The organism is Cloacibacillus sp. (genome assembly GCF_020860125.1).
In the GTDB taxonomy this organism is placed as follows: Bacteria; Synergistota; Synergistia; order Synergistales; family Synergistaceae; genus Cloacibacillus.
Genome location: NZ_JAJBUX010000004.1, coordinates 4,484 through 30,684, shown reverse-complemented (window position 1 = coordinate 30,684; position 26,201 = coordinate 4,484). Strand labels below are relative to the sequence as shown.

Sequence of the window (26,201 nt, the reverse complement as noted above, 5' to 3'; positions counted from 1 at the left end):
TTATTTATATTACTAATTTGTATTTTTTATTTGTTTTTTTTGGGGTTTTTATTTCTCTCCTTTAGAGAGGTTTTGCGGGAATTACTTTTGTGGGCCCGCCTCTGCCTCATATATTTTCTCGCGGGGGCCATAAAGGCTCCGCTACATATATTTATCAGTCTCGCTGAGGAAGGCGCCGATGCCCTCGTGTACCACGAGGTCGGCGATACCGTCGAGCGGCGTGGGGTCGCGGTTGACGATCACAAGGTTCGCGCCGCGGCTCTTAGCCTGCCTCGGGAAGTAGTTCGCCGGCGAGACGATGAGCGATGAGCCGAGCACGATAAATGTTTTGCAGCCGTCGCTGAGTTCGTCCGCCGCCTCAAGGGACCTCTGCGGGAGCATTTCGCCAAAGAGGACGACGCTGGGACGCAGGCGTCCTCCGCAGTAAGAGCAGGGGTTTCCGGCAAGGAAGTCCTCCGTCGTGCCCTCGCGTCCGCAGCGGTGGCAGCGTACGGGTTCGAGGCTGCCGTGCAGCTCCCAGACGTTTACCGAACCGGCCTTCTGATGCAGCCGGTCGACGTTCTGCGTTATCACGCCGTCAACATATCCCTCTTTTTCCCATTTGGCGACGATCTTATGGCCGATATTCGGCTGGATCTCCTCCGGCACGTAGAGGCGCGCCTTGTAGAATTCAAGAAATTCGTTGTAGTTGTCCTCCAGCGCCTCGATCGAGGCCAACCGCGTCGGGTCGGCGTGGGCCCAGATCCCGTCCTTGGAACGGAAATCCTGCAGTCCGGACTCGGTGCTGAGCCCCGCGCCGCTGAAGATAGTGACGCCGCCCGCCTTCACAAGCAGCGCCAGCCATTTCGCCTCTTCTTCAAAACTCATCTCACAGATCCCTCCCTCTGTTAATCTTTTATCTCCTCAAAACGGGGAACGCTCTTCCCCTCGACGGTCACGTTCTCAAAGAACATCTTTTTCGGGCGCACCCAGAGGCCGCTGTCGTTATATAGCGGACGGTAGAGGACAAGCTCCTCCTCCGTCTCCGAGTGGCGCGCCGTGCCGAGGTATTCGTATTCGCCGCCCTTGTAGTGGCGGAAGCGCCGCTTTGCCTCTCCCGCGCCTCCGGCGATCATCGCGCGCACGGCGGAGAGAGGCTGTCCGCTCTCCCTGGCGATACGCCGCACGTCCTCGTATTCGGGCATCTCTTTGACGGCCTCGCCGCTGAGCAGCCCTTTCTTTATCCGCACGCCGCCGTATTGCGTCTCCACCGTCTCGGACACGCGCGCCAGCATTACGCGGGAGCAGCGATTCATGCGTACACCGAGCGTGGTGGTATGGCGCAGCACCGCCTCCGCGAGACGCTCCTCGTCGCCGGGGGCCGCCAGCAGTGACAGCTTGACGGCCGGACGGTTTTTCTTCATCTGTATCGCCTCAAACCAGACGTCAAGCGCCCCTTCGCGGAGCAGTATCTCCATCGCCGCGCCGAGGTCCTCCCCCGTCATGTCGTCGATATTGGCGCAAATCTCAAAGACCTCGCCGCTTATCGTCCCGCCGTCCATGATCGATCACTCCTTTGTTCTCCGTCTCTATTTTATAACAAAAGTCCACGTACGGCCTACGGCGGCAAAACGCGTGAAAAAATTCTCTGCACTATCCTGCCTGGCAGGTATCCTTTCGCCGCTTGCGCCGCGGCGTTAGTACCCTCTTGCTGCAACCGTTCCCAGACGCCATTCATTGGTTCAGATGCGGAAAGCATCTCTCGCTCGGGGCTTTCTTATGTCAAGGCTGTAGGTTTACTATATAAGTGTTACAAGCAAGAGTATGAGAATTAAGATATGTAAATTAAGGTGTTGAGAAAAATGTATTAAAAGTCCCCAAAGTAAAAGAGTGGAAAAGCAGTCCATCTTGTAAAATTAGTTCACAACAAACAAACTCACAGGAGGATGGTTTTACGTACGGATAAGATAACACAGGCTGAACGTTGCGGGCAATCTTTGATTCTTTACGCCTTTAAGCATGGAGTGGCAAAAGCCGCCGTTCGCTATCGCACAAACAGACAATATATTTACATGTGGATGAAGCGGTATGACGGAACTCTTGTATCTCTGAGAGACAAATCAAGGCGGTCATATCATCATGCTAACGAACATTCGCATGAGGAACTGATGTTTTTTGAAAATATGCTGCGGTGCAATAAGAAATAAGAATGCCGGCCTCGTCGTCTTTTGGGTCAAGCGTCGTCTGCGGGGATATACCAGAAGCATATCTTCTCTCTACAGGGTAATGTGTCGTATGGGAGTAAGGCGAATTACACTTCATATACCCTAAGAAGAATGAAGGTTACTAATTGTATGTTGACTTATTGTCGTCATCTGAATATACTTTAATTTGAGATGATACGTGAGGATATGCTTCAAGTGTTTTCTCGCAATTTTTTTAAATACAGAAAATTAACTTGGAGTATCGTGAGAAGCATTCGCAGATATGGCTAGGTTGTATAGAATTTATATTAGTACCATTGTGTGCGAAAAGACGTGTTGTGCTTGATAACGTTTAGAAAAATAGTGACGCATTAGGCATAGATACATTATTTTTCATTATATCATGGAAGATAAAACAGATTATGAGAGCAAGGGGGTGTGGTTAGTGCCTGTTTCAGTAGTTGATTTGTTCTGCGGCGTTGGTGGCTTAACAAAAGGTTTGGAGTTAGCTGGCATGAATGTCGTTGCAGGCATTGATCTTGATGAATCCTGCAAATATGCTTATGAGTCGAATAACAGAGCTCGCTTTATAACCGCCGATGTCAATTTACTTGATGCCAATAAAATAATACAATTATATCCTCAAGAAGATATACGCGTCCTAGTTGGATGCGCTCCGTGCCAACCATTTTCAAAATATACACAACGATATCGCAAAGAAGGACATAAGGACGATAAATGGCGTTTATTATATTCTTTCTCCCATCTGGTTGACATTGTGAATCCAAGTATCGTTTCAATGGAAAATGTTCCAGAGCTTGTTAAAGAAACTGTATTTGAAGACTTTATAAACCATCTTCTAAGTGCTGGATACAATTGCTCATGGAGTATCGTTTTTTGTCCTGATTACGGTGTTCCACAACAGAGAAAACGATTAGTCTTGTTGGCTTCCTTGTTGGGTGAAATTTCGCTTATGCCGCCATTATTAGAAGAAAAAAACTATCGAACAGTCCGAGATGCAATAGGCCATTTACCTGTATTAAGAGATGGGCAAATTGACGATAACGATCCAATACATTGCTCGACAAAAATGACAGAAACTAATCTACAGCGAATACGTCAATCTGTTCCAGGTGGTACATGGAAAGATTGGGACGAACATTTGCGGCTAAAATGTCATACTAAGTCCACAGGTAAAGGCTACTGTGCTGTATACGGTAGGATGTGTTGGGATGAACCGGCACCAACTATTACTACACAATTTTACGGCTATGGCAATGGTCGCTTTGGGCACCCAGAACAAGATAGAGCTTTGTCCTATAGAGAAGGAGCTTTGCTCCAATCGTTTCCTGAGAATTATGTTTTTGTTGATAAAGAGCAATCATTTAATAGGAGAGAACTTGGCGTTCACATTGGTAATGCCGTTCCCGTTGAGCTCGCTAGAGCAATAGGGATCAGCATACAAAACCATATAAACGAAATGGGGGTTAATTAGGATGGCTTCTTCAGTTACTCCAGAACAACGATTGTCTGCCGAAAATCAGATCAAATCCCTGCGAAAAGAGATAGATTATGATACAAGGGACTATGCTATTGACTTTTTAGTACAGCAATATAGGGAAAATGAATTTTACATTCCTGATGAATATCAACGTCAATATATATGGGAAGATTCTCATAAAAATCGTTTTATTGAATCAATTCTTTTAGGACTGCCCATACCTTTCATGTTTTTTTCTGATACAGATGACGGCAGATGCGAAATTATTGATGGAGCACAAAGAACTCAAACTTTGGAAGAATTTATGTCCGATGATCTCACTTTGTCAAATCTTAAAAAGCTAACACAGCTTAATGGCTTTGCTTATTCTGATTTGCCAGAATATTATCAACGAAAGTTCAACAAAACAACCATGAGAATTATAGTTTTGTCTGATGAAACAACAATAGAGATCCGACAGGAAATATTTAATCGGATCAACACTACTGGCGTTCGTGCAAATCCAAGTGAAGTTCGTAGAGGAAGTTATGCTGGACCTTTTATGGACTTCCTAAAAGAATGCACTGAGAATTCAACTTTTATCAGAGTTTGTCCAGTCAGCCCAACATCAAAAAAACGTTATGATAATTTAGAATTAGTGTTGCGATTTTTTGCTTTTTTAAATAGCTATAAAGATTTCAATCATCGAGTAGATGAATTCTTAGACAATTATATTGAAAAAACCCAAACAAGTTTCGACAAGGCTGCATTCAAACAAGAGTTTGAGAATATGCTCGCATTCGTAGACAAATATTTTGAAAACGGGTTTCGGAAGACAAAGACATCAAAATCAACACCAAGAGTACGTTTTGAAGCTATCGCCGTTGGAGTTGGACTTGCATTACGTGAAAAACCTGATTTAATACCACACTCAATGGAATGGATAAATAGCGATGATTTCAAAACACATACTACAACCCATGCGAGCAATTCTCAAGCACGAGTTAGTGGCCGGGTTGAGTATGTGCGTGATATGTTGTTAGCAGGTGAAGAAAATGCAAGCGACAATTGATATATTTGAAGATAGAGTGAGAGAGATAACCTTATATTATGACGCTCTTAAAGCATTGTATAAATCAAAAGATGAGCAAAATAGTGATCAAAAATACTATGAAGATGATTTTTTGAAAATCCTCAAGTCTAACGCATTGCTCATGGTATACAATCTCGTTGAGTCCACAATTATGGGAGGCATAATTGGGATATATGATGATTTGCAGCAGCAAGGCATAACATACCAGCAAGTTAGGCAAGAAATTCGAGACATATGGTTTATTTTTAAATTCAATCAAGTATACGATAAGAAAGCCCATTATAATTCATATCGTGAAAAAGCTATTGAAATAATCAATTCTATACTTACTGGAGAGACCTTAGTATTAGATCGTAAGGCTGCAAATGTAGGTGGAAATTTGGACGCCAAAAAAATTCGTCAAGTTTGTAATGACCATGGAATATCCTTTCAAACAGATCCTCAATGTCATGGTGGATTGGTTCTGTCAGATGTGAAGGAAAAAAGAAACAATCTTGCCCACGGAACTTTGTCATTTGTGGAATGTGGAAGAGACTATTCCATCAATGACCTTGAACGAATAAAAGTAGAGACTATTTTATTTCTACAAGGTATAATAGATGGAATGAAAACTTATTATGATAGGCATCTGTATTTGCGTGCCGCAAACTAATCAAGGATTTTATGGTTATTTTATATAATCAAATGACCGTTGCTAATGGTAGTTCTTTACCCGTAGTAGCGGTTGTTTTCATAATGAATATAAGTGGCAGAATAGGTCTACCTTTATTTTTTGTCTCTAATGAAACATTCACGTTTCCGCTACCTGATTTTTACGAATGTTTTTCATTTAGGAAAGTATAAAAAACAAAATTGCCCCTATCACTTGGTATTAGCGTAAGGGCACTCACATATCACAAACCGGCACCTTCAGTCTCGGCCATTCGACACGGAGGTGGAGCGTTATTTTCCCGTCAGTCCAATATGACTTATTACATATATTTTATTCAGTTTTTATACTGATTTATGCCTAAAAACTCCTAATTAGCCTGGTAAATGCCAATATTTGTTATAAAATATTGTTAATATAAATACATCAATCCAAGGAGTGCTATTTACGATGAAAAGATCCATTGTATTATTGACCGCTGTTATAGCCGCCATATTCTCCGTTTGCACCGCCTCTTACGCGGACGTCACGCTCAAGGCCGAATCGCTTGTATTCGACGGAGCGAACGACGACCTTATGGGGGCCGGCACGGCGACGCCGGACGGCAAACCGGACGCGGTCTTCACGCTCACGGTGACCGGCGCGCAGGCCATCAGGGAGATATCTCTCAAAAACGACACCACCGGCGTCGTGTGGAGCACTTCCGATACAAAGAACCTGCTGCTGGTCAAAAATTCCAAGGGAGAGACGCTCAATAAGACGGGAAGAATGACAATAACGCCCGTCATTCTCGCCGCACAGTTTACGCTGATAATCAACGACGCCGCAGATGCAATACCGAAGGACTCCGATTTTACGGCCACTGCGACGCTCATCGACAAGGCTGAGACCGGCGCAGCCACCTCGGTAAAGGCGGTAGGCGCGGCAAAGGCCGAGGAGCCGAAGAGCGGCGAGCCGAAGAAGGACGAGATATCCCTCTTTGAAAGCCGCGGACTCTCGGAGCAGGACTTCACGGGAGAGAAAAAATCTGTCGGCGCCAACGGCCGCAATGACTACCGTTTTGACGCGCACTTCAAACTTTCGCAGGGCGTGCAGGTGAAGGGCGTCAAGATCGTCGCCGAAAACGGCGCTCAGAGGGCGGAATGGGATACGGTCCCCGGCAGCAAAGCGCCGCTCGCGGTAGTCATCGACGAATCAAGCAATATCCTCAATAAGACGGACGGCAGCCTCTCCTTCGGCGGCGACGTCCGCGCGATGATCTTCGTGGACGACAAGCAGGGGCTCCTTGAAAAGCCCAAGACGACGGCAAAGATAATGGTGACGCTCTCCGACGGCAGGATGCTGGAGGTGAAGGCCACCGAGGGCAAAAAGGCCGTCGCCGCCGATTCCGTTGAAGTTGAATATAAGGGCGCCAGCAAATACGACTTCGTCGGACAGAGCAAGAAGTTCGAATCCAACATGAATCCCGACAGCTTCGTCAAGGTCTCGGTGAACGCCAAGGGCAGGATAACCGGCGTCCGCGTCGCCAACCTCAAAAACAATCAGCTGTGGGACACCGTACCCGGCAGCAAGAGCTATCTCGCGGTGGTGCTGACCCCCGAGGGAAAGCGGCTGAATAAGGCCGACGGCTCCGTGGCGATCGATGTAAACGGCACGGAGGAGTTCCACATCGCCTTTGACGAGGAGAAGGACCAGAATACCGGCCCCTACAAGATCACCATCGTCTTTGACGACGGACGTCTGATGGAGGGTGTATCCGCCAAGACGGCCGCCGCGGCCAAGGATAAGAACGAGAGCGCCGTGTCAAAGGCCGACCGCTCGGTGGTCTTCGTATCCACAAAACCGGCATCGGTGGCGGTAGACCTTGTGGGCAAGAATAAGAAGAAGGGCGCGAACGGCGCGAAGGACATGGCGCTGACGGTCAAGGCCACCGGCAAGGGCGTCATCAAGGCGATGGTGCTCGCGGACAGCAGCGGCGCGGGCTGGGATACGCTGGCCTCCAACAACGGCAGATGGCTCCTTGGCGTGCGCGAGGGCAGCAAGTTCCTTAACGCGGCGAACGGCACGGTCAAGCTCAGCGTGAACGGCACCAAGAGTTATCAGCTGCTGATGCAGAACAACGGCAAGCTGAACGCCAAGACCGGCAAGCTGCTGCTCACGGTCACCTGGGGCGACGGTGAGGTGACGGAGACGGAACTTAAGTGGTAAACCGCTAAAGTACCGGCAAATATAAGGGACGAAAAAGAGTCCGTGCGCTACAGCCGCGCACGGACTCTTTTATATATGCAGACCGCTATTCAAGCCGGTCCTGTTTACACCTACTGTGTCAGCCCCGCCTCAAAGGCCTTGATATTAAGTTCCAGCAGCTTGGGCGGCACAGTCTCGGCGAGGACGGAATGCCAGTCGAGATCCTCAAGCCCCATCGCCTTCACCAGCGCGCCGAGAAGCACGACGTTCTGCGCTTTGATGTTGCCCAGCGACTCGGCGATCTCTCCGGCGTTGAAGCTCTTGGTGTTCGGCACCTCGGCCTTAAGCTTCTCGATGACACCCTCCGGGTATTCCGCCGCGCCCGTGAGCACGGGCAGAGAGTATATCTCAAAGTTATTGACGACGAGCGTCCCGCCTTTTTTAAGGTATTTGAGCCAACGGGCCGCTTCGACCTTCTCAAAGGCGACGAGGACGTCGGCCTCCCCCTCGGGAACGATGGGCGAGGCGACCTTGGCGCCGTAGCGGACATGTGTCGTAACGCTGCCTCCGCGCTGGCTCATACCGTGTATCTCGGACATTTTTACGTCATAGCCCTTGCGGACAAGCCCCTCGGAGAGGATCTTCGAAGCCAGGATAGTACCCTGCCCGCCGACGCCGACAAGCAGAATGCTTTTGGTGCGGCACGTCTCTCCGCAGGTAGAATTCTCCTGAGCACCCGCGGACATGCTGTTCGCTGTATCGTTTTTATTCATCGTTATTCACCCTCCCGTGAGATGGCCTTCTTCGGGCAGATCTGCATACAGACCGTGCAGCCGTTGCAGGATGCGCGGTCAATGTAGACGCGTCCGCCGCGGAAATTGACCGCGGGGCAGCCCGCTTTGAGGCACAGCTTGCATTTGACGCACTTTTCCTCGTCGACGACGCATTTCATGTTCGCACGTTTTTTGATGACCTCTTTGATGAGCGCGCAGGGGGAGGTGGTGATGATTACGAACGGTTCGGTCGCCTCGTAACCGGCCTTCACCGCCGCCTTCGTCGCGGCGAGGTCATAGGGGTCGATGAGGCGGACGTTCTCTTCCTTCACGCCGCAGGCGACGCAGAGAGCCCGGAGGTCCACCTGATGCGTCGGTTCGCCCATCAGGGTGCGCCCAGTGCCGGGGTTCTCCTGATGGCCGGTCATCGCCGTGATCCGGTTGTCAAGGATGTTGATGACGATAGGGGCCTTGTTGACGATCGCGTCGATAAGCCCCGTGATCCCTGAATGGAAGAAGGTCGAGTCGCCGATGACGGCAAAGACCTTTTCCCTGCGTCCCGCTATCTCAACGGCTTTGCGGAAGCCGATGCCCGCGGATACGCCCGCGCCCATGCAGATGACGGAGTCGGTCACAGAGAGCGGCGGCACCATGCCGAGCGTGTAGCAGCCGATATCGCCGGTAACTACGATATCCTTATACTTGCCGACCTCGTAGAAGAAGCCGCGGTGCGTGCAGCCCGCGCAGAGCACGGGTGGGCGCGGCGGGATATTCGCCTCGATCGCGTAGCCTCCCTTTTCAGCCGCTTCAGGGAAGAAGGCGCGGCGGATGACCTCCGGTGTCAGCTCGTCGACCCAGGGAAGTTTCTCCCGACCGACACAGGCGATGCCGAGTGCCTTCACGAAGTCTTCGATGTAGGGTTCGTTCTCCTCGATGACGTAAAGTTTCTCGACGGAGGCGGCAAAATCACGGATCTTATTCTCCGGCAGCGGCCAGGTAAAGCCCAGCTTGAGATAGGAGGCATCTTCTCCGAATACCTCCTTCGCGTGGTTGTAGGAGATGCCGCTCGTGATGATGCCGACCTTGCCGCCGCGTTCGACGCGGTTAAGCGGCGTCGCCTCCGAGAAGGCCTTGAGCTCGGCGATCCGCTCCTCCATAAGGTACTTGCGCCGTTTGGCGTTGGCGGGAGCCATCACATATTTCGCGCTGTTTTTCTCATATGGGCGCACGGCGATCTCGGCGCGCTCTCCCGTACTGACAAGGGTTTTGCTGTGGCAGATACGGGTGCTGACGCGGAAGAGCACCGGCGTGTCAAATTTCTCCGATATCGCGAAGGCCTCTTTTATAAAGTCGAGGCATTCCTGACTGTCGGAGGGTTCGAGCATGGCAAGCTTAGCATGCGAGGCATAGAAACGGTTATCCTGCTCGTTCTGCGAGCTGAAGAGTCCAGGGTCGTCCGCGGAGACCACGACAAGCCCGCCGTTGACACCCGTGTAGGCGAGCGTAAATAGCGGGTCCGCGGCCACGTTGAGTCCGACGTGCTTCATAGTCGCCAGCGCGCGCGCGCCGGCCATAGAGGCTCCCGCCGCCACCTCAAGCGCGACCTTCTCATTCGTCGCCCACTCCGAATAGACGTCCTTATACTCGGAGAGGTTTTCCAGTATCTCCGTCGAGGGCGTGCCAGGATAGGCCGCCGCCACGTGGAGTCCGGCCTCCCAGGCGCCGCGGGCGATCGCCTCGTTGCCGGTCATAATTTTTTTCATCAGATTTCCCCCTTATAAACGTACGATAAAATCATTACCGTTTAAAACCCAGCTAAACCACACAACGCCACCACGTCAAAGATACGCGGGCGCGGCGTTATTAAAAACCCCGGCTCCGCCTGAGGCGAAGCCGGGAGAATGATATCCAGACAAAGGTTATAAGCGTCTAGTCTTTCTCGTGAGCCGAACGCTCATCCTCCGGGTGGAGCATTATCCACTCCGCTCCGTCAAACTTCACCAACCCGCTTATTATATACATTACCGCTACGGCAAGGAAAGCCTTTTCTCTCAAAATAAAGAAACAGAGCGCGATAAACGTCATAAGACCGTACAGTTTGGCGCGGCTGACGTTCGTTTTCTTGAGCTTCTTCGCGTTGCAGTAGGGCACGGAACTCACCATAAGCGCGCCGACGAAGCACATCGCCGACATCGCGACGAGCGGCGTAATCGGCATGCGCGCGATGACGACCGAGGCGAGCGCCAGTCCGCCGGCCGGAATCGGCAGCCCCTGGAAGGGTCCCGCCGGAACGTGGGTGACATTGAAGCGCGCAAGGCGCAGAACGCCGCAGAGGGCGAAGAAGGAGGCCGTCAGAGGGCCCCATATCCCGCTCTCGACGCCGATATAGGCGTTGTAGATGAGGAAGGCGGGGGCGACGCCGAAGCTGATCGCGTCCGCGAGGCTGTCGAGTTCTTCGCCGAAGGCGCTGCTGCCGCCGAGGCTGCGGGCGACGCGGCCGTCCATGACGTCGAAGAATACCGCGAAACAGATCAGAAGAGCAGCCGGAATAAAGCGCTCATGCGCGGTGAGTATCAGCGACGATACTCCGCAGAATACGCTTCCGCTGGTTATCATATTCGGGATTATCGTCTTGATGGGGATGTTCCTCACTCTTCTGTCTACTTTTCTCATTTTTTGCACACTCCTATTATACTGTGCCCGGCCAGCACTTCGTCACCGATCTTAACATTAGGCATAATTTCAGGGGGAAGGTATATATCGACCTTCGATCCCAGCTTTATCATACCATATCTGCCGCCGATTGGCACTACGTCGTCCATGCGAACGCGCTGTACTATCCTTCGCGCCAGTATACCCGCGATCTGCACGAGAAGAAAGCGCCCGTATTCCGACTCCGCCCCTACGTATAAACGCTCATTTATCTCTGAGGCCTTTGGAGCGAAGGCGAACCATTTTTTACCGGGGACGTATTTTATATATTTCACCCTGCCGGTTACCGGAAAGCGGTTGACATGAACGTTGAAGGCGTTCATGAATATGCCGATCTTGACCGCGCGCCCGATGTATTCGTGTTCGGCCTCTTCTATCTCGACGACCTTGCCGTCCGCCGGACTGAGGAAGTCTCCGTGTTCCAGGGGGCGCTCAGGCGCGCGCTCCGGGTCACGGAAAAACCAAACGACGATGCAGAAGGGAACGAAGAGGCAGGCGGATATCCAGGGGGATATGAGCCATCCCCCCGCCATCATGAAGATCAGCGCCGCTATTGACGGGTAGCCGTCACGGGCAAACTTCATCCGTTATTCCTCTTCGTCGTCTTTGCGGACGATGCTGATATCCGCCACCGTGTCGCCCTCGTCGAGCGTCACGATCATATAGCCGGTAGCCGTGCGGGAGAGGGTCGATATCTCCTGCGCCCCGATGCGCACCATGCGTCCCTTGCTGCTGATGACGATGATCTCTTCATCCTCCTGGACGCCCCAGGCGCCGACGAGCTCGCCGGTCTTCTCTGAGAGCTTCATCGCGCGCACGCCGTAACCGGCGCGGTGGTGCTGGGTGAATTCGTCGTAAGCGGTGCGTTTTCCAATACCATGCGCGCTGATGAAGAGCACCTGGCGGCCGTCGCCGACCACGTCGCAGCCGACTACGCTGTCGCCGTCGTCAAGACGTATGCCGCGCACACCCTGGGCCTGACGGCCAAGCGGGCGGAACTCCTCTTCGCTGACGCGCAGCGTCTGTCCCAGCGCCGTGGTGAGCAGCAGATCGTCCGTACCGCTGGTAGTGCGGACGCGGGCGATGTCGTCGCCCTCGGTGAGCCCGAGCACCCGGCGTCCGGCCCTAGTGAGTCCGTCAAGTTCCTCGACGGGCAGTCTCTTCGCCGTTCCCTGTTTCGTGACGAAGAAGATAAACTTGGCCCCGTCAAGATGGCTGTCCTTTATCGCGACGACCTTCTCTTCTTTTTCGAGGGTGATTATCGTCCCCACCAGCTTGCCTTTGCCGGTTTTGGGCTCCGGCAGCGAGAAGCCGCGCACGCCGAAGACGCGCCCTTTGTTCGTGAAGAGATAAAGTGTCCTGTGCGTCGTGGTGGTGGCGATGATCGCTATTTCGTCCTCCGCCTTTGTGGCGACGCCCTTGACCCCTTTGCCTCCGCGCTGCTGCACACGGTAGTCCTGCAGCGGCATACGGCGGATGTAGCCGTCGCGTGAAAGGGCGACCACTATATCCTCCTCGGGGATGAGGTCCTCGTCGGCGACCTCGTCGACGGCGTTTTCGATATCGGTGCGGCGCTTGTCGCTGTAGTTTCTTCTTATTTCCATCAGCTCGTCCTTGACGACGGAGTCAAGGATCAGGTGGCTGGACAATATACTGTTGTAGCGTTCGATATCCATGAGCAGCTGGGCCAGTTCGGTGTCGAGCTTTTCACGTTCCAGCCCGGTGAGGCGCTGGAGGCGCATGTCAAGTATCGCCTGCGCCTGGATCTCGGTAAAGCCAAGCTCCTCGATGAGGTTGTTCCTCGCCGTCAGCGCCGTATCTGAACTCCTGATGATGTGGATGACCTGATCGATGACGTCAAGGGCGCGCAGCAGGCCTTCAACGATGTGGCGGCGGTCCTCCGCCTTGCGGAGGCGGAATTCGGTGCGCCTGCGTACCACTTCGCGGCGGTGGTCGAGGAATATCTGCACAAGCTCTTTGAGCGGCAGCTCTCTCGTCTCGCCGTTGACGATCGCGAGGTTTATCACGCCAAAGGTGCTTTGCAGCTGCGTACGCGTATAAAGCTGGCGCAGCACAAGGTTCGGGTCGGCGTCGCGCTGGAGCTCAACGACGATGCGCATCCCGTTGCGGTCGGATTCGTCGCGGAGGTCGGAGATGCCGTCTATCATGCCGCTCTGTACGCCCTTGGCGATCGTCTCTATGAAATTGGTCTTATTGACCATGTATGGTATCTCGCTGATGATGATCGAGCGTCTTCCCTTGCGGCCATCCTCAATATCAACGCGCCCGCGGACGACAAGCCTTCCGCGTCCGGTGCGGTAGGCGTCGATGATTCCTTCGCGTCCGAGGATTATGCCTCCCGTCGGGAAGTCGGGGCCTGGCATGAGAGCCATAAGCTCGCCAAGCTCCACCTCGGGGTTGTCGAGGATCGCGCAGCAGACATCTATGGCCTCGCCGAGGTTATGCGGCGCCATGTTGGTCGCCATGCCGACGGCGATGCCGGTGCTGCCGTTTACAAGCAGGTTCGGAATGCGTGAGGGAAGGACGAGCGGCTCTTCAAGAGACTCGTCAAAGTTAGGCCCCCAGTCAACCGTCTCCTCATTGATATCAGTCAGCATCTCCTCGCCGAGGGAGTGCAGGCGCGCCTCTGTGTAACGCATCGCCGCGGGGGGATCGCCGTCTATGGAGCCAAAGTTTCCCTGACCGTCGACCAGCTGGTAGCGCATGCTGAAGTCCTGCGATAGGCGGGCCATCGTATCGTATATCGCCGAATCTCCATGGGGATGGTATTTACCCATCGTTTCGCCGACGATACGCGCCGACTTCTTAAACGCCTGGTTATGACGCACGCCCAGCTCAAGCATTGCGTAGAGTATTCTTCTTTGTACCGGTTTCAGGCCGTCGCGCGCGTCTGGGAGGGCGCGGCCGACGATGACGCTCATCGCGTAATTGAGATAACTTTGCTTTATCTCTTCTTCCAGCGGCAGAGTTATAACCTTGTTGATTTCAAAAAGGTTGCCCTGCTTTGTGTTGTGATCCATATATATACCTCCGAGGCGCTCTATGTGAAAGCGTTGATTATGCCGTAAAGCAGTAAGTTGTCATTAAGGATTCTGATTAAATCATAAACATATGATAAAGCCAATACGCCAGCGCCCGCGGTGTCTCCAGCCTGCGGCCTGTAAGCGGGAGAGAACATCCCGTCTCTCCAATCAGGCCCGGCATGTTCGCGGCTGGCGCGTATAATCAGCGAAACCCTTAAATATTTTCCAACAATAAAGCGGCGATATTCGCCGCTTTTAATTCAGCTTATATATTTTACCATAAGACGGGGTTTAATGTAAGAAAAAATCGGGAACAGACTAATTCTACCCCTTGAAACCTCTTAGACCGCCGCCGGCGGCGTCTGCTGTTTGATGGGGTCTATCGGGCGCGAGACTACCGGCGATGAGAGGACGATCGCCGTCGTCGTCATGCCGCAGCTCCCCATCTGGCTGATGACCTCCTCGAGATGGCCGACCGAGGAGACGACCACTTTGAGGATGACGCCGTCGCTGCCCGTAAGGTGGTGGCACTCAAGCACTTCGGGAATGGCCTTTGCCAGCTCGTCCGTCTGAGCGAGGAACGAAACGGGAATAGAAAGACGGATATACGCCATTATCGGATAGCCTACCCGCGACTGGTCGACGACCGCGCGGTAGCCAAGGATGATTCCGGCCTCCTCCATGCGGCGCACGCGCTCGGCGACCGCGGGCGACGAGAGGCCGACCCTTCTGCCAAGCTCATTAAAAGATATCCTGCCGTCTTCTTGAAGTATTCTTAGAATCTGTCGTCCAATATCATCAAGCAGTTTACTGCTCAACATCGACAATTCCCCCTACCCTCTTATTAAAAATAACTTTTTTATGCTATACCCAAGGATATATTAAGCTATTTTTAACAAAAAGGAAATAGGAAGAGCGAATTTTTATTGTATTGAATACAATAAAAGCTTATTCAGGGAAAAATCTTAGATTTTCCGCGTTCCTCAACAAGCGAAAGAAGGTCTCGGAGCGGCTCCGTCAAATATTTGTCCCTGTGCCGCACGGAGAAAAAACCGTTGCGCAGAGAAAGGCCCTCCACCCCGATCTCCGTCAAACTCTTTTCAGCGAGAGCGGCCTCCAGAAGCTCGCCGGGCAGGATGGCAATGCCGAGACCGGCCTTCGCCGCCTCGATCAGCGCGAGCGAATTCACGCTCGTCCAGAGCGGCCTCGCCTCGTGTCCGACCGCCAGAAGCGCGCCGTCCAGCACATCGCGGATGGCGCTGCCCTTTTCGCGCAGCAGGAGCCTCTCGGCGCAGAACTCCTTCACGGACATACGCGTACCAGCGGGGAGATAGCCCGGGGCGCAGACTACCTTCAGCCGGCAGTCGGCGAAGGCGCTGCAGATAAAGGCCCCCTGCGGCGGAACGCCCTCGACAAGCGCAAGGTCGGCCCCTCCGCCGCGCAGCCGTTCGACCGCGTTCGCGGCGCTCACCACCTCGACATTGACGCGCAGGCGGGGCCACTTCTTTGCAAACCGGCGCAATATTCCAGGAAGCCAGAAGGCGGCGATCGTGATGCTGGAGACTACGCCGATGGGAGCCTCGCCCTCCAGTCCGGAGATGCGCCCCTCAAGGGAGCCGCAGGCGGCCAGAAGCGGCAGCAGCTCCGTCAGCAGAAGCTCTCCGCACCGCGTCAGCCGCACACGTTTGGCAAGACGGTCGAAGAGCGCCGTTCCCGCCCGCTCCTCGAGCTCGCGTACCGCGTGGGAAACGGCTGACTGGGTTATATATAATTTCGCGGCCGCTTTGGTAAAATTCCCCGTCTCCGCCACCGTTTTAAATATCTCGTAATGCCGCAGTGAAATCATCCACAAACCTCTTGTCATGAATTAAATTTATCGTTATCAGAAAATAATATACTTTTACAGATGACAGCGCAAGAGGTATAAAGGACAGGCAAGGGGTGATCCGTAATGTCGAAAGAACGTGCCGGGCTGCTGCTCTGGCTCGCCGGCGTCAATCTCTTTATCAGCGCCTTTACCTTTGGCGGGGGTTATGTCGTCGTGCCGATGATACGAAAATATTTTGTTGAAAGGCGGAATCTCTTCACTGAGGAGGAACTCATGGAGATGGCCGCCGGCGCGCAGTCCGCTCCAGGGGCGATCGCCGTCAACCTCTCGGCGCTGGCGGGGTACCGCGCGGCGGGCGGATGCGGTCTGGCAGTCTCCGCAATAGCCGCCGTGACCCCGCCGGTAATCATTTTGACGCTGATATCTTGCTCTTACTCGGCCTTTATCGCCAACGCCGCCGCTGCCGCGGCGCTGAGGGGCATGCAGGCAGGAGCCGCGGCCCTCATCGCCGACTTTGTCATCGATCTATCGAGGACGGTCATAAGGGAGCGCTCGCCGCTGCTGACGCTGATGATGCCCGCCGTATTCATCGCCAGTTTTTTCCTGAAGATCGGCGCGGGGATAATTCTCGCCGCCTGCGCTTTGACGGCGCTGCTGCGAATCGTCAGAAGAGCGGGGCGCGCGGCGGCATGAGCGGGCTGGCGCAGCTTTTAGCATCCTTTTTCAAGGTCGGCCTCTTCAGCGTCGGCGGCGGTTACGCGGTGATACCCATGATCCAGCAGGAGATCGTCGAACGGCGCGGCTGGATAACGGCGCGCGTATTCGCCGATATAATCACCATCTCGCAGATGACCCCCGGCCCGCTCGCGGTAAACGCCTCCACCTTCGTCGGCGTGCAGGCGGCGGGGATCGCGGGGGCGCTGACCGCCACCGCGGGATGCACCGTCTCGGGGGTGGTCATCTCCGCCCTCCTCTATTCATTTTTGATAAAAAACCGCGCCTCTACTCTTACGGCGGGACTTCTCGGCCCGCTCAAGGCGGCCTCCGCGGGGCTGATACTATCCGCCGCCGCGACAATCACGCTCTCAACGCTCGCCGCGCGGACGGCCTCGGGCGCGGCTACCATCGACAAAGCCGCGTTCGTCCTATTTGCGGCCTCCCTGCTGGCGGCGCGAAGATACAAGATAAACCTGGTGATGATAATCGCCGCCGCCGGACTGGCCGGACTTATCATAAATTAAAGAGCTCCGCGCCGGGGATAAAATAACAGACGGGAGCTTCCCCATGATTAGGGAGCGCCCGTCTGTAGTTTTTATTATTAAAAATCCCGCCGGAGCCGAAGAAACGCCGCCTCTAAAAACGGCACTCTCCGCGCGCCGCGTGCGGTCAGCGGCTGTTGAGCCCGGCGGCGACGGCCCAGGCCGCGGCGATCGAGTGCAGGCACGGTGTTCCGGCGGCGCAGGCCTGCTTGCGGATCATCGCCCCATCCGCGATGTGGCGTTCGTTGCCTCCGGGGATGTTCAGCACGAGGTCCCATTCGCCGGCGCGGAGGCGGTGCACAAGCTCCTCGCGCTCCACGCGGTTGACGTCGATGCCCCACTTTTTCAGATAGGCCGCGGTGCCCTCCGTCGCGTCGATCTCCCAGCCAAGCATCTTGTACTGAGAGGCGACTGGCATCGCCTCGGACTTCTCACTGTCCGCGATGCTCATCAGTATACGCCCCACCGCCGGCGGCAGCCAGCCGGAGCCCTTGAGGCCGTCCATTATCGCGTCCGCCAGGTTGCCGGCGACGCCCAGGCTTTCGCCGGTGGACATCATTCTCGGGCCGAGCTTGGGATCGAGGCCCGGAAGCTTGTCGTTGGAGAATACCGGCACCTTGACGCTCCACTGCCCGGTCTCCGGGTAGAGCCCCGTGCCGTAGGGCATATCGCGCAGCCTCTCGCCGAGCGCCACGCCCACCGCCATGTCGATGACGGGGAGCTTTGATATTTTGCTGACGATCGGGACCGTGCGGCTCGCGCGCGGATTGGCCTCGATGATCCAGAAGACGCCGCCGCGCAGTACGAACTGGATGTTCAGAAGCCCGTGGATGTCAAGCTCCTTTGATATGACTTTGACGAAGTTCAGCACCTCCTGCTGCTGTTCCTTGGTCAGGGAGTAGCTGGGGAAGACGGCGATCGAGTCGCCGGAGTGTATTCCCGAGGGATCGATGTGCTCGAATATTCCGGGGATGAGGACGTCCTCCCCGTCGCAGATCGCGTCGCATTCAAATTCACGCCCCGCGAGGAACTGGTCCACCATCACCCTCTGGCCGGGGACCGCCTCAAAGGCCTCCTGAAGGACCGATACGAGGGCCTGCTCGCTGTAGACGGCCTTCATCGCGACGCCTCCGATGACGAAGCTCGGGCGCACCATCAGCGGATAACCCAGCCGGCGCCCGACCTCCTTCGCCTCCTCCACCGAGGCGACGTCGATGCCCTCCGGTTCGGGAACGCCGATTTTCGTCAGCAAACGGGAGAACTTTCCGCGGTCCTCCGCCGCGTCGATCACCTCGGCGCCGGGGCCGAAAAGCTTCACGCCCTCGGCGGCGAGGTCGAGGCCGAGACGAAGCGAGGTCTGGCCGCCGAAGCAGGCGAAGACTCCCGCCGCATTTTCGCGTTTCAGCACCGGCAGCGCGTCGTCGACGGTCAGAGGTTCGAGATAGAGGGCGTCGGAGATGTCGTGATCCGTGCTCACCGTCTCAGGGTTGACGTTCATCATTATCGCGCGGACGCCGCGGCGGCGCAGGGCCTCCACCGCCTTGACGCAGCAGTAGTCAAACTCCACGCCCTGAGTGATGCGTATCGCGCCGGAGCCGATGACGACGATGCCGCCGCTGTGTGGCTCGTAGGGGTCGTCCTTCGCGCCATTCACGCCGTAGTAATAGCCGGAGCCGGAGGGGAATTCACCGGCGCAGCCGTCGACCTCGCGGTAACCGGTCGTGTATCCCTCCTCCTCCAGCCGCCGCAGCACCTCGTCCTTGGAGATATCGGCGGCGAGCGCTATCTGGCTGACGGAGAAGCCCTTCTTCGCGGCGCTCACGATATTTCCGTTCACCGCGCCGTCCTCTTCGAGATATTTTTCCGCGAGCTGTATGGCGTTGAGCTGTTCTATAAAGTACCGGCGGATATGCGTTTTGCGCGCCATCTCCTCCACCGTTACCGAACTGCGGCGCAGCAGCTCCGTGATCGCCTCCAGGCGGAGGTTGGTCGGCGTGTTCACCTGCTCCCAGAGGCGGCGCGTCTCCCAGCTGCGCAGCTTCCGGTCGGGAAGGGTGCGGCCGCGGGCGAGCGAACGGTAGGCCTTGACGAGCCCCTGCGCGAAGTTCGAAGCGAGGGCCATCACCTCTCCCGTGGCCTTCATGCGCGGCCCCAGCGAGGGGTCGGCCTGCGGGAAGGTGTCGAAGGGCCACGAGGGAACCTTGACGGCCACATAGTCGAGCGCCGGCTCCGAGAGGGCGCTGCCCGCGCCGGTCACGGGGTTGGCCATCTCCGTAAGGTTGAGTCCGAGGGCGATCTTCGCCGCCATGCGCGCGATCGGGTATCCCGTCGCCTTGCTCGCGAGGGCGCTTGAGCGGCTCGCGCGCGGATTCACCTCGATGACATAGTATTCGCTGCCGTCGGGGGCGAGGGCGAACTGCACGTTGCAGGCGCCGCGTATATCAAGCACTTCGACGATCCGCAGCGCCGCCGTGCGTATCATCTGCCATTCTTTATCGGTCAGGGTGAGCACCGGCGAGACGACGATCGAGTCGCCCGTGTGAACGCCCATCGGGTCGATGTTCTCCATACTGCATACGGCCAGCGAGTTTCCCGCGTTGTCGCGCACCACCTCGACCTCGATCTCGTGCCAGCCCTCAAGGTAGCGTTCGATGAGGGCGCGTCCCACCGGCGAGGCGGTGAGCGCGTCCTCCGTCTGCACGACGAAGCTTTCAATACTGCGCACCACCGAGTTGCCGGAGCCGCCCAGCGTGAAGTCGGGGCGGAGTATCAGCGGCAGCGGCGTGTGCAGCGCGAACTCCTGCGCCCCGGCGACCGAAGAGATGCCGTGGCTCGCGATTATCGGCTGTCCGGCGTCGAGCATCGCCTTGCGGAACGGTTCGCGCGCCTCCGCGCGCTCGATCGCCTCCGGCTGCGTGCCAAGGACGCGGCACTTGTAGCGCCGCCACATGCCGAGCTTTTCGCACTCCATGCAGAGATTGAGCCCCGTCTGGCCGCCCAGCGTCGCCACCACGCCGTCCGGACGGTGCTCTTTGAGGATGCTCTCCACCACATAGGGGAGCAGCGGGCGGATATATACGTGGTCGGCGACGGAGTCGTCCGTCTGTATCGTCGCCGGATTGCTGTTAAGCAGGATGACGCTGCACCCTTCCTCCTTCAGCGCGCGGCAGGCCTGCGTACCGGCGTAATCAAACTCCGCGGCCTGTCCGATCTTTATCGGGCCGGAGCCCAGAACAAGAACCTTTTTTATCGTAGTGTCTCTCATCGTCCCTCACCTATCTCCCTTTAGCGGCCTGCATGCGGATCACGAAATTATCGAAAATATAGGAGGCGTCCTCCGGTCCCGGAGAGGCCTCGGGGTGGAACTGCACGGAGAGCGCGTCAAAACGTCTGTGGCGAAGCCCCTCCACCGTGCCGTCCCCAAGGTGGCTGTAGGCGACCTCAAGATCCGTCCCCGCGAGAGTATCCCCGTCCACGGCATACTGGTGATTCTGGCTCGTGAGCAGGCCGCGTCCCGTGGCGCATTCGAGCACGGGCTGATTCGCGCCGCGGTGGCCGAAGGGAAGCTTTTTCGTCTTTGCCCCGCAGGCGCGCGCGAGAAGCTGGTTGCCGAGACAGACGCCGAGTATCGGCTTGGCGCCGAGCATCTTCGCGATCTCCCCCGCCTCTAAATCGAGCACCGCGGGGTCGCCGGGGCCGTTGCTCAGCAGGATGCCGTCCGCGCCGGAGGCAAGCACCTCGGCGGCGGCGGCGTTATGGGGGAAACGTATCACGCGGCATCCGCGGCGCACCATGCCGCGGATGATATTTTCCTTAACACCGTAGTCCATCAGCGCGACGGTCAGCTCACCCTCGCCGCATATCTCCCTTTCCCTGCAGGAGACCTCCGCGACAAGCGTATGCGGCAGTTCATTTATCTCCGGCGCGTGCGGCTCAACGTCTATGCGTCCCATCATCGAGCCGCACTCGCGGATCTTTAAAATCAGCTGGCGGGTATCGATATCGGAGACGAGCGGACGGCCGTTCCCCGCCATCCAGGAGCTCAGGCTTTCAAAACGCCCCTCCTCCGTCTCGTCTAGGCAGGTCATAAGAGCTGCGCGCGCCCATACCCGCCGTCCCTCAAGATTTTCCTTATCCACCCCGTAGATGCCGATGGGGGGAAAGGCAAAGACGACGATCTGACCGTTATAGGACGGGTCCGTCAGCGTCTGGGGATAGCCGCAGGAGGCTGTGGTAAAGACGACTTCCCCCTCCACCGGGGCTTCGATATGCCCATAGCCGGGCCATACCGAACCGTCGCTCAGCGTCAAATAAATTCTCTTCTTCATCGGTCGCGCACTCCTTCACTTTTCTATAAACAAATTGAACCTGAATATATGTTTTGTTTATTTTTTGATTTTACCAATCGTTCAAAGTTCCAGAGTATTATAGCCCTTAAATATAATACGTCAACCCCCTTCGCAGATATTTTTTGTCGGTGATAATGTATATTCAATCGGTTGCACAAAATTTACGCCGCCGATGAGCGGCGAATCACCCGCAAAAGCCGCGCGAAAGGGGATAAAATATGATAAGCATAGGCAAAGGGGAATCGTAAAAATGAAATACAGCTTCGGTCCGGTTATAAATGAGGGTTCACAAACGTTGATACTCGGTTCGCTGCCGGGAGAAAAGTCCCTTGAAATGAGCCGCTATTACGCTCACCCGCAAAACCGTTTCTGGAAGATACTTTACAGCGTCTACGGCGAGACGATGCCCGATTCGTTCGCGGAACGCTACGATTTCATCCTGCGCCGCAGACTCGCGCTGTGGGATACGATAAGGTGCGCGCGGCGCGAGGGCAGCCTCGACGGAAAGATACGGGACGAGGAGCCAAATGACGTCCCGGCGCTGCTTGCCGCCCACCCCAATATCTCGCTGATATTATTCAACGGCGCCTGCGCCTTTACAAAGTATAAAAAGTATTTCGGCGAACCCACGCGTCCATACCGCCGGATGCTTTCCACCAGTCCCGCCTGCGCCGGCCGCGACGGGGAGCGCTGCCGTATGTGGGAGGATGCGCTGCTGAGGCGGCCGCTCCTTTAAGCGCGCCGCAGCGGCAAAATATATCTCTCCTCATGCGGCTTTATCCGACATACCGCCGCCAATTTCGTAATAGATAGGCTTCCGTACCCCCATAAAATCATAACTATATAAAAACAAACCTAAAAACCGCACACCTTCGGTATAACTGTGTCTGCGGGAACTTAATCACACCGCGGGCCTCAAAAAACCCTTATTATTATATTTTAAAGTTAAAACTCATATTAACATTATTTTTTTAGCATCATATTCTCAGCCTCTGTCATCCTGCACAAAATACCGATTGCCCAATAGGCATATTATGTTAGGTTATTATAGGAAATAGCATATAAAAAAATGTTATTTTCTATAAATATATCTTTTAAAATGGTTTATTGTAAAAAATCGCTTATTACGACCTCATAGCGGAATTTTACTTTTAAACGATATTTTTTAAGGAGGCGGTATCGTTTGTGAGCATTAATAGACAGACATAAATGATAAAAATTGCATGTTAATAATCATTTCTCTATTGTATATGTAAATACAATGAATTTAGTTTATTTAATCCTGCAGATATACATTATGTCTTCCACTTTCAATAACAAATTTTAGGAACTTACGCTTATTTATTCCACATATTGCGATAAATGAGGAGATGTAAAAGGACCACGCGTCAGAGGGGAGAGATTTAATTGAAAAAACTGGCAATTCTAAGCACCGTAATCTGTATAATCATCAGCATCATTCTTGTCGGAATCATCAGGGCTGACGCTAAAACGATATACAACATGGTGTGGGTCGGCGAAGATGTTGAGACCGGCGATACCATAGACGTATCAAACAACACGACGTTTCCCCAATATCACGGCGTATACGCCAACGGCGCCAATATTCTGGATATCACCCACGCAGACAATGTCACTGTGATAACGGGGGCCGACGCCGGGGACGTGGTGCGGACCAACCCCGCCAATACCACCTCGACGGCGCAGATACGCGTCGGCAACGACTGGACGCTGATCGCCTATGGGGACAGCGCCGACGGCGTTAATCTAAACGGCTACAGCTCTTTCGTCGCGGGAGACAATCTAACGATCAGAATATACGGCAAACAGGGGACGGGACAGTTATATAACGACGCCTTCGGACTGAGGACGAACCACGGCGCAAAGATGAACATCGGCAGCGGCCTGGATATAGAGACCACCTATAACCGTTCTTACGCTATATATCTGTCAGGAAGCAACGGCGGTGAGATCAATATCGGGCAGAACAGTAAGATCAACACGAACGGAGAGACCGCCCACGGAGCATATTTCTCCGGCACCGGCAACAGCCTGACTGTCGACAGCGGCTCCACCTGGACGACAAACGGAAAAGGCGCGAACGTCCTCAACACAAACGGCAACGAAAGCCGCGCATCCATTGGAGGCAAGGCTGTATGGACGACCAAAGGAGCCGATGCCGCCGTACTAAAAATAGGGAACTATAGGAACATCAACGTCGATATCGGCGGCGACTCAACGCTGCAAAGTTTGGGTAGCAACTCCTCCGCCGTCTACATGGGCGGCGCCGCGGGCTCGTCATCCTCATACGCCGCGGAAAACAAGCTCACCTTGGGAAACGGGACGACGCTTGCCACCGAAGGCGACCAGTCGCACGGCATCCATATGGCCACGCGCCAGCAGGAATATAATGGCAGCCTGCGCGCCTATTACACGACCGGCAATATTTCGCTGGGAGCCAATTCGCATATCACCACCGCCGGGAACGGCTCCCACGGAGTATACATGGCCGGCATCGACAGCACCGTCGATATCGGCGCGAACACCAGGGTAGAGACGAAGGGCGACGGCTCGCACGCGCTCTTTGGTAATGAATATAACGCCACTGAGAGTATTTACCGATATTACTACGGGAAAAACGGCAAGATCAACGCTGGCGACGGCATAACCCTCTCAACGACGGGGACCGGCTCACACGGCGCTTACACGGCGGGCGATACGACCGCCATCGAGTTCAAAGGCGGCGTGGCCATCTCTGCTAGCGGAGCGGACAGCTACGCGCTTTACGCCGAGGCTGGCAAAATCACCTCGCTGCTGGACGCGGGCGGCGACGTGACCGCGGGCGGCAGGTTCACGATTATGGGAGACATGAAGACCGGGCAGAGCGGCCTCATCGATCTTATGACGACCGAGGGCTCGGCCATTAACGGCAAAGCCTTCGCGGGCGACGGCAATATCACCCTGGATATGAAGGGAACGCACTGGCGGGTGACGGGCGACTCCGACGTGACGAAAATCACCGCGGGCAGCGGCACAAATATTGACCTGAGCGGCGCACCGCTCGCTGCGGAACTCCACGTCGGCTCTCTGACGACACACGCCCCGGCCAATCCCGATCTTTACAGCACCTTTACCTTCAAGACCGACGGCGTCAACGAATTGGCCAACCGGCTTGTGGTAGAGGGGACTACAGACGGCTACCACAAAGTATCCGTGGTCAACGACGGCTCGCTTGAGACGACCGGCAACGAACGCATCACCCTGATTGAGAAGGCCGACAAGGGCGGCAGCTTTTCCCTTACAAACACCGTCGAACTCGGAGCCTTCCAGTACGGCCTGCGGAACAATGAAGACGGCAGAGGACGCTACGACGGCCAGGACGGACACTACTGGGAGCTCTACAGTACGGGGCTGGCGCCCGTAGATCCGGGAAAGCCTGATCCCATCAAACCGGACGAACCAGAACCGAAACCGAAGCCGGAATCCAGCAACACCGCCTCCGCCGCGATAAACACCTTTGCGGCAAATTACCTGCTGAACTACGCGGAGACCAATACGCTCATCCAGCGTCTCGGCGACCTGCGCTTTACGGAAAACAGCAACGGCGCCTGGTTCCGCGCCTATGACGGAAAGTTCGACTCCAACGCCAGATCCTTCGTTAAAGATTTCGACATGAATTACGGCGGCCTGCAGGCCGGTTACGACCGTAAGCTGGACAAGAGCTGGTTTAAGGGCGGGGAGACCTACGTCGGTCTCTTCTTCGGATACGGCAAGGGAGATCTGGACTATAAGGACAACGGCCACGGCAGCGGTACGGCGGAGAATAAGACCCTCGGGCTGTACGCCACCTACGTCGCGAAAAACGGCTTCTATATCGACACGATAGCCAAGTACGTATGGAGCACGAACGACTTCCGCGTATTCGACACGGCGGGGACACTGGTCGTCGGAGACGACGTTGACCTCGGCGGCTTCGGCGCCTCTGTGGAGATAGGCAAACGCTTCCACCTCAAAGAAAACAGCGCCGGCGGCAGATGGTACGTCGAGCCGCAGGCGCAACTGAGCTATCTGCGCCAGGGCAGCGCCTACTTCAACGCCAGCAACGGCCTGCGCATCGGGGTGGACGATTTCAACTCGCTGCTCGGAAGGCTCGGGGCGCTGATCGGCTATGAGACGGACAGGACGAACTTCTACGCCAAGATATCCTACGTGAAAGAATTTGACGGGGACCTCGACATCCGCTACGCCAGCGGCAAACACATCGCCGGCGAGAGCTTCGGCGACAGCTGGTGGACATACGGCGTCGGCGTCACGCACCAGGTAAACCCGCGCAACTCACTCTACTTCTCGCTTGAACGCTCATCCGGCGGCGTATTCACCGAAGACTGGGCCATCCGCGGAGGCTGGTGCGTCACGTTCTAGTAAGAAAAAAACGGGACGGGATATAAACGGCTAAGTACGGCCAAAGGCCAGTCAGCCGGTCCCGTCCGCTAATGACAAAACAGGAGGCCGGCGGCGCTCAGGAGATGAAAACTCCGAAGCGCCCCCCGCCCCTTTATAGCCGTAAAGCAGAATTTTGCAAGATTTTTTTTAGTATTATTTGCCGACTGTGAAATGTTGACGCGGCGGATGTTATGTGGAGTT

Annotated in this window: 19 protein-coding genes; 8 read left to right on the top strand and 11 right to left on the bottom strand. The window is 55.1% G+C overall.

What is annotated here, in order from left to right; translation table 11 throughout:
* Nucleotides 1–141: 141 nt before the first annotated feature.
* Entirely contained in the window at nt 142–867 is a 726-nt protein-coding gene (locus tag LIO98_RS00675; RefSeq protein ID WP_291952384.1) for an NAD-dependent deacylase, read from the bottom strand.
* A 20-nt stretch (nt 868–887) separates the two neighbouring features.
* Nucleotides 888–1,541, bottom strand: a complete 654-nt coding sequence (gene larC, locus LIO98_RS00670; RefSeq protein WP_291952383.1) for a nickel insertion protein — start codon at nt 1,539–1,541, stop codon at nt 888–890.
* Nucleotides 1,542–2,586: 1,045 nt separating this feature from the next.
* On the opposite strand from larC, the gene LIO98_RS00665 reads away from it, so the two are divergent.
* The 4 genes from LIO98_RS00665 (at nt 2,587) to LIO98_RS00650 (ending at nt 7,613) form a co-directional block, all read left to right on the top strand.
* A complete protein-coding gene (locus tag LIO98_RS00665; protein WP_291952382.1) occupies nt 2,587–3,678 on the top strand; it encodes a DNA cytosine methyltransferase in 1,092 nt (363 codons plus the stop codon).
* Nucleotide 3,679: 1 nt separating this feature from the next.
* A complete protein-coding gene (locus LIO98_RS00660) occupies nt 3,680–4,735 on the top strand; it encodes a DUF262 domain-containing protein (RefSeq protein WP_291952381.1) in 1,056 nt (351 codons plus the stop codon).
* Nucleotides 4,719–5,408: an MAE_28990/MAE_18760 family HEPN-like nuclease gene (locus LIO98_RS00655; protein WP_291952380.1), complete on the top strand. Its 690-nt coding sequence runs from the start codon at nt 4,719–4,721 to the stop codon at nt 5,406–5,408. The genes LIO98_RS00660 and LIO98_RS00655 overlap by 17 nt, the downstream gene beginning before the upstream one ends.
* A gap of 447 nt (nt 5,409–5,855) precedes the next feature.
* Nucleotides 5,856–7,613 (top strand): hypothetical protein, encoded by a 1,758-nt coding sequence (locus tag LIO98_RS00650; protein WP_291952379.1) that lies wholly within the window; start codon nt 5,856–5,858, stop codon nt 7,611–7,613.
* Nucleotides 7,614–7,723: 110 nt separating this feature from the next.
* On the opposite strand, the gene LIO98_RS00645 is transcribed toward LIO98_RS00650, so the two are convergent.
* From LIO98_RS00645 to LIO98_RS00615, 7 genes are all read right to left on the bottom strand, one after another.
* A complete protein-coding gene (locus LIO98_RS00645) occupies nt 7,724–8,338 on the bottom strand; it encodes an indolepyruvate oxidoreductase subunit beta (protein WP_291952385.1) in 615 nt (204 codons plus the stop codon).
* 29 nt (nt 8,339–8,367) lie between these two features.
* Complete coding sequence (iorA, locus tag LIO98_RS00640) at nt 8,368–10,128, bottom strand: indolepyruvate ferredoxin oxidoreductase subunit alpha (protein ID WP_291952378.1); 1,761 nt, start codon at nt 10,126–10,128, stop codon at nt 8,368–8,370.
* A gap of 166 nt (nt 10,129–10,294) precedes the next feature.
* Nucleotides 10,295–11,038 (bottom strand): CDP-diacylglycerol--serine O-phosphatidyltransferase, encoded by a 744-nt coding sequence (pssA, locus tag LIO98_RS00635; RefSeq protein ID WP_291952377.1) that lies wholly within the window; start codon nt 11,036–11,038, stop codon nt 10,295–10,297.
* On the bottom strand, nt 11,035–11,661 hold the full coding sequence (locus LIO98_RS00630; RefSeq protein WP_291952376.1) for a phosphatidylserine decarboxylase: 627 nt from the start codon (nt 11,659–11,661) through the stop codon (nt 11,035–11,037). The genes pssA and LIO98_RS00630 overlap by 4 nt, the downstream gene beginning before the upstream one ends.
* A gap of 3 nt (nt 11,662–11,664) precedes the next feature.
* The gene (gene gyrA / locus LIO98_RS00625) at nt 11,665–14,118 is read right to left on the bottom strand and encodes a DNA gyrase subunit A (protein ID WP_291952375.1); all 2,454 of its coding nucleotides are present in this window, start codon (nt 14,116–14,118) and stop codon (nt 11,665–11,667) included.
* A gap of 344 nt (nt 14,119–14,462) precedes the next feature.
* Nucleotides 14,463–14,942, bottom strand: coding sequence for an Lrp/AsnC family transcriptional regulator (locus tag LIO98_RS00620; RefSeq protein WP_291952374.1), 480 nt, complete (start codon nt 14,940–14,942; stop codon nt 14,463–14,465).
* 131 nt (nt 14,943–15,073) lie between these two features.
* Nucleotides 15,074–15,967: a LysR family transcriptional regulator gene (locus tag LIO98_RS00615; RefSeq protein ID WP_291952373.1), complete on the bottom strand. Its 894-nt coding sequence runs from the start codon at nt 15,965–15,967 to the stop codon at nt 15,074–15,076.
* A 105-nt stretch (nt 15,968–16,072) separates the two neighbouring features.
* On the opposite strand from LIO98_RS00615, the gene LIO98_RS00610 reads away from it, so the two are divergent.
* Both LIO98_RS00610 and LIO98_RS00605 read left to right on the top strand, forming a co-directional pair.
* Nucleotides 16,073–16,642 carry a chromate transporter gene (locus LIO98_RS00610; protein WP_291952372.1) on the top strand — a complete coding sequence of 190 codons (570 nt, stop codon included), beginning with the start codon at nt 16,073–16,075 and terminating at the stop codon, nt 16,640–16,642.
* On the top strand, nt 16,639–17,190 hold the full coding sequence (locus LIO98_RS00605; RefSeq protein WP_291952371.1) for a chromate transporter: 552 nt from the start codon (nt 16,639–16,641) through the stop codon (nt 17,188–17,190). Before LIO98_RS00610 ends, LIO98_RS00605 begins: the two co-directional genes overlap by 4 nt.
* Before the next feature lie 145 nt (nt 17,191–17,335).
* Here the strand turns inward: LIO98_RS00605 and carB are convergent, their stop codons facing one another.
* Nucleotides 17,336–20,473 carry a carbamoyl-phosphate synthase large subunit gene (carB, locus tag LIO98_RS00600; protein ID WP_291952370.1) on the bottom strand — a complete coding sequence of 1,046 codons (3,138 nt, stop codon included), beginning with the start codon at nt 20,471–20,473 and terminating at the stop codon, nt 17,336–17,338.
* A 10-nt stretch (nt 20,474–20,483) separates the two neighbouring features.
* Nucleotides 20,484–21,536 (bottom strand): glutamine-hydrolyzing carbamoyl-phosphate synthase small subunit, encoded by a 1,053-nt coding sequence (gene carA / locus LIO98_RS00595; RefSeq protein WP_291952369.1) that lies wholly within the window; start codon nt 21,534–21,536, stop codon nt 20,484–20,486.
* Between the two features lie 271 nt (nt 21,537–21,807).
* On the opposite strand from carA, the gene LIO98_RS00590 reads away from it, so the two are divergent.
* Nucleotides 21,808–22,293, top strand: coding sequence for a DNA-deoxyinosine glycosylase (locus LIO98_RS00590; protein ID WP_291952368.1), 486 nt, complete (start codon nt 21,808–21,810; stop codon nt 22,291–22,293).
* 671 nt (nt 22,294–22,964) lie between these two features.
* Nucleotides 22,965–25,979, top strand: coding sequence for an autotransporter outer membrane beta-barrel domain-containing protein (locus LIO98_RS00585; RefSeq protein WP_291952367.1), 3,015 nt, complete (start codon nt 22,965–22,967; stop codon nt 25,977–25,979).
* The last annotated feature ends 222 nt before the right edge of the window (nt 25,980–26,201 follow it).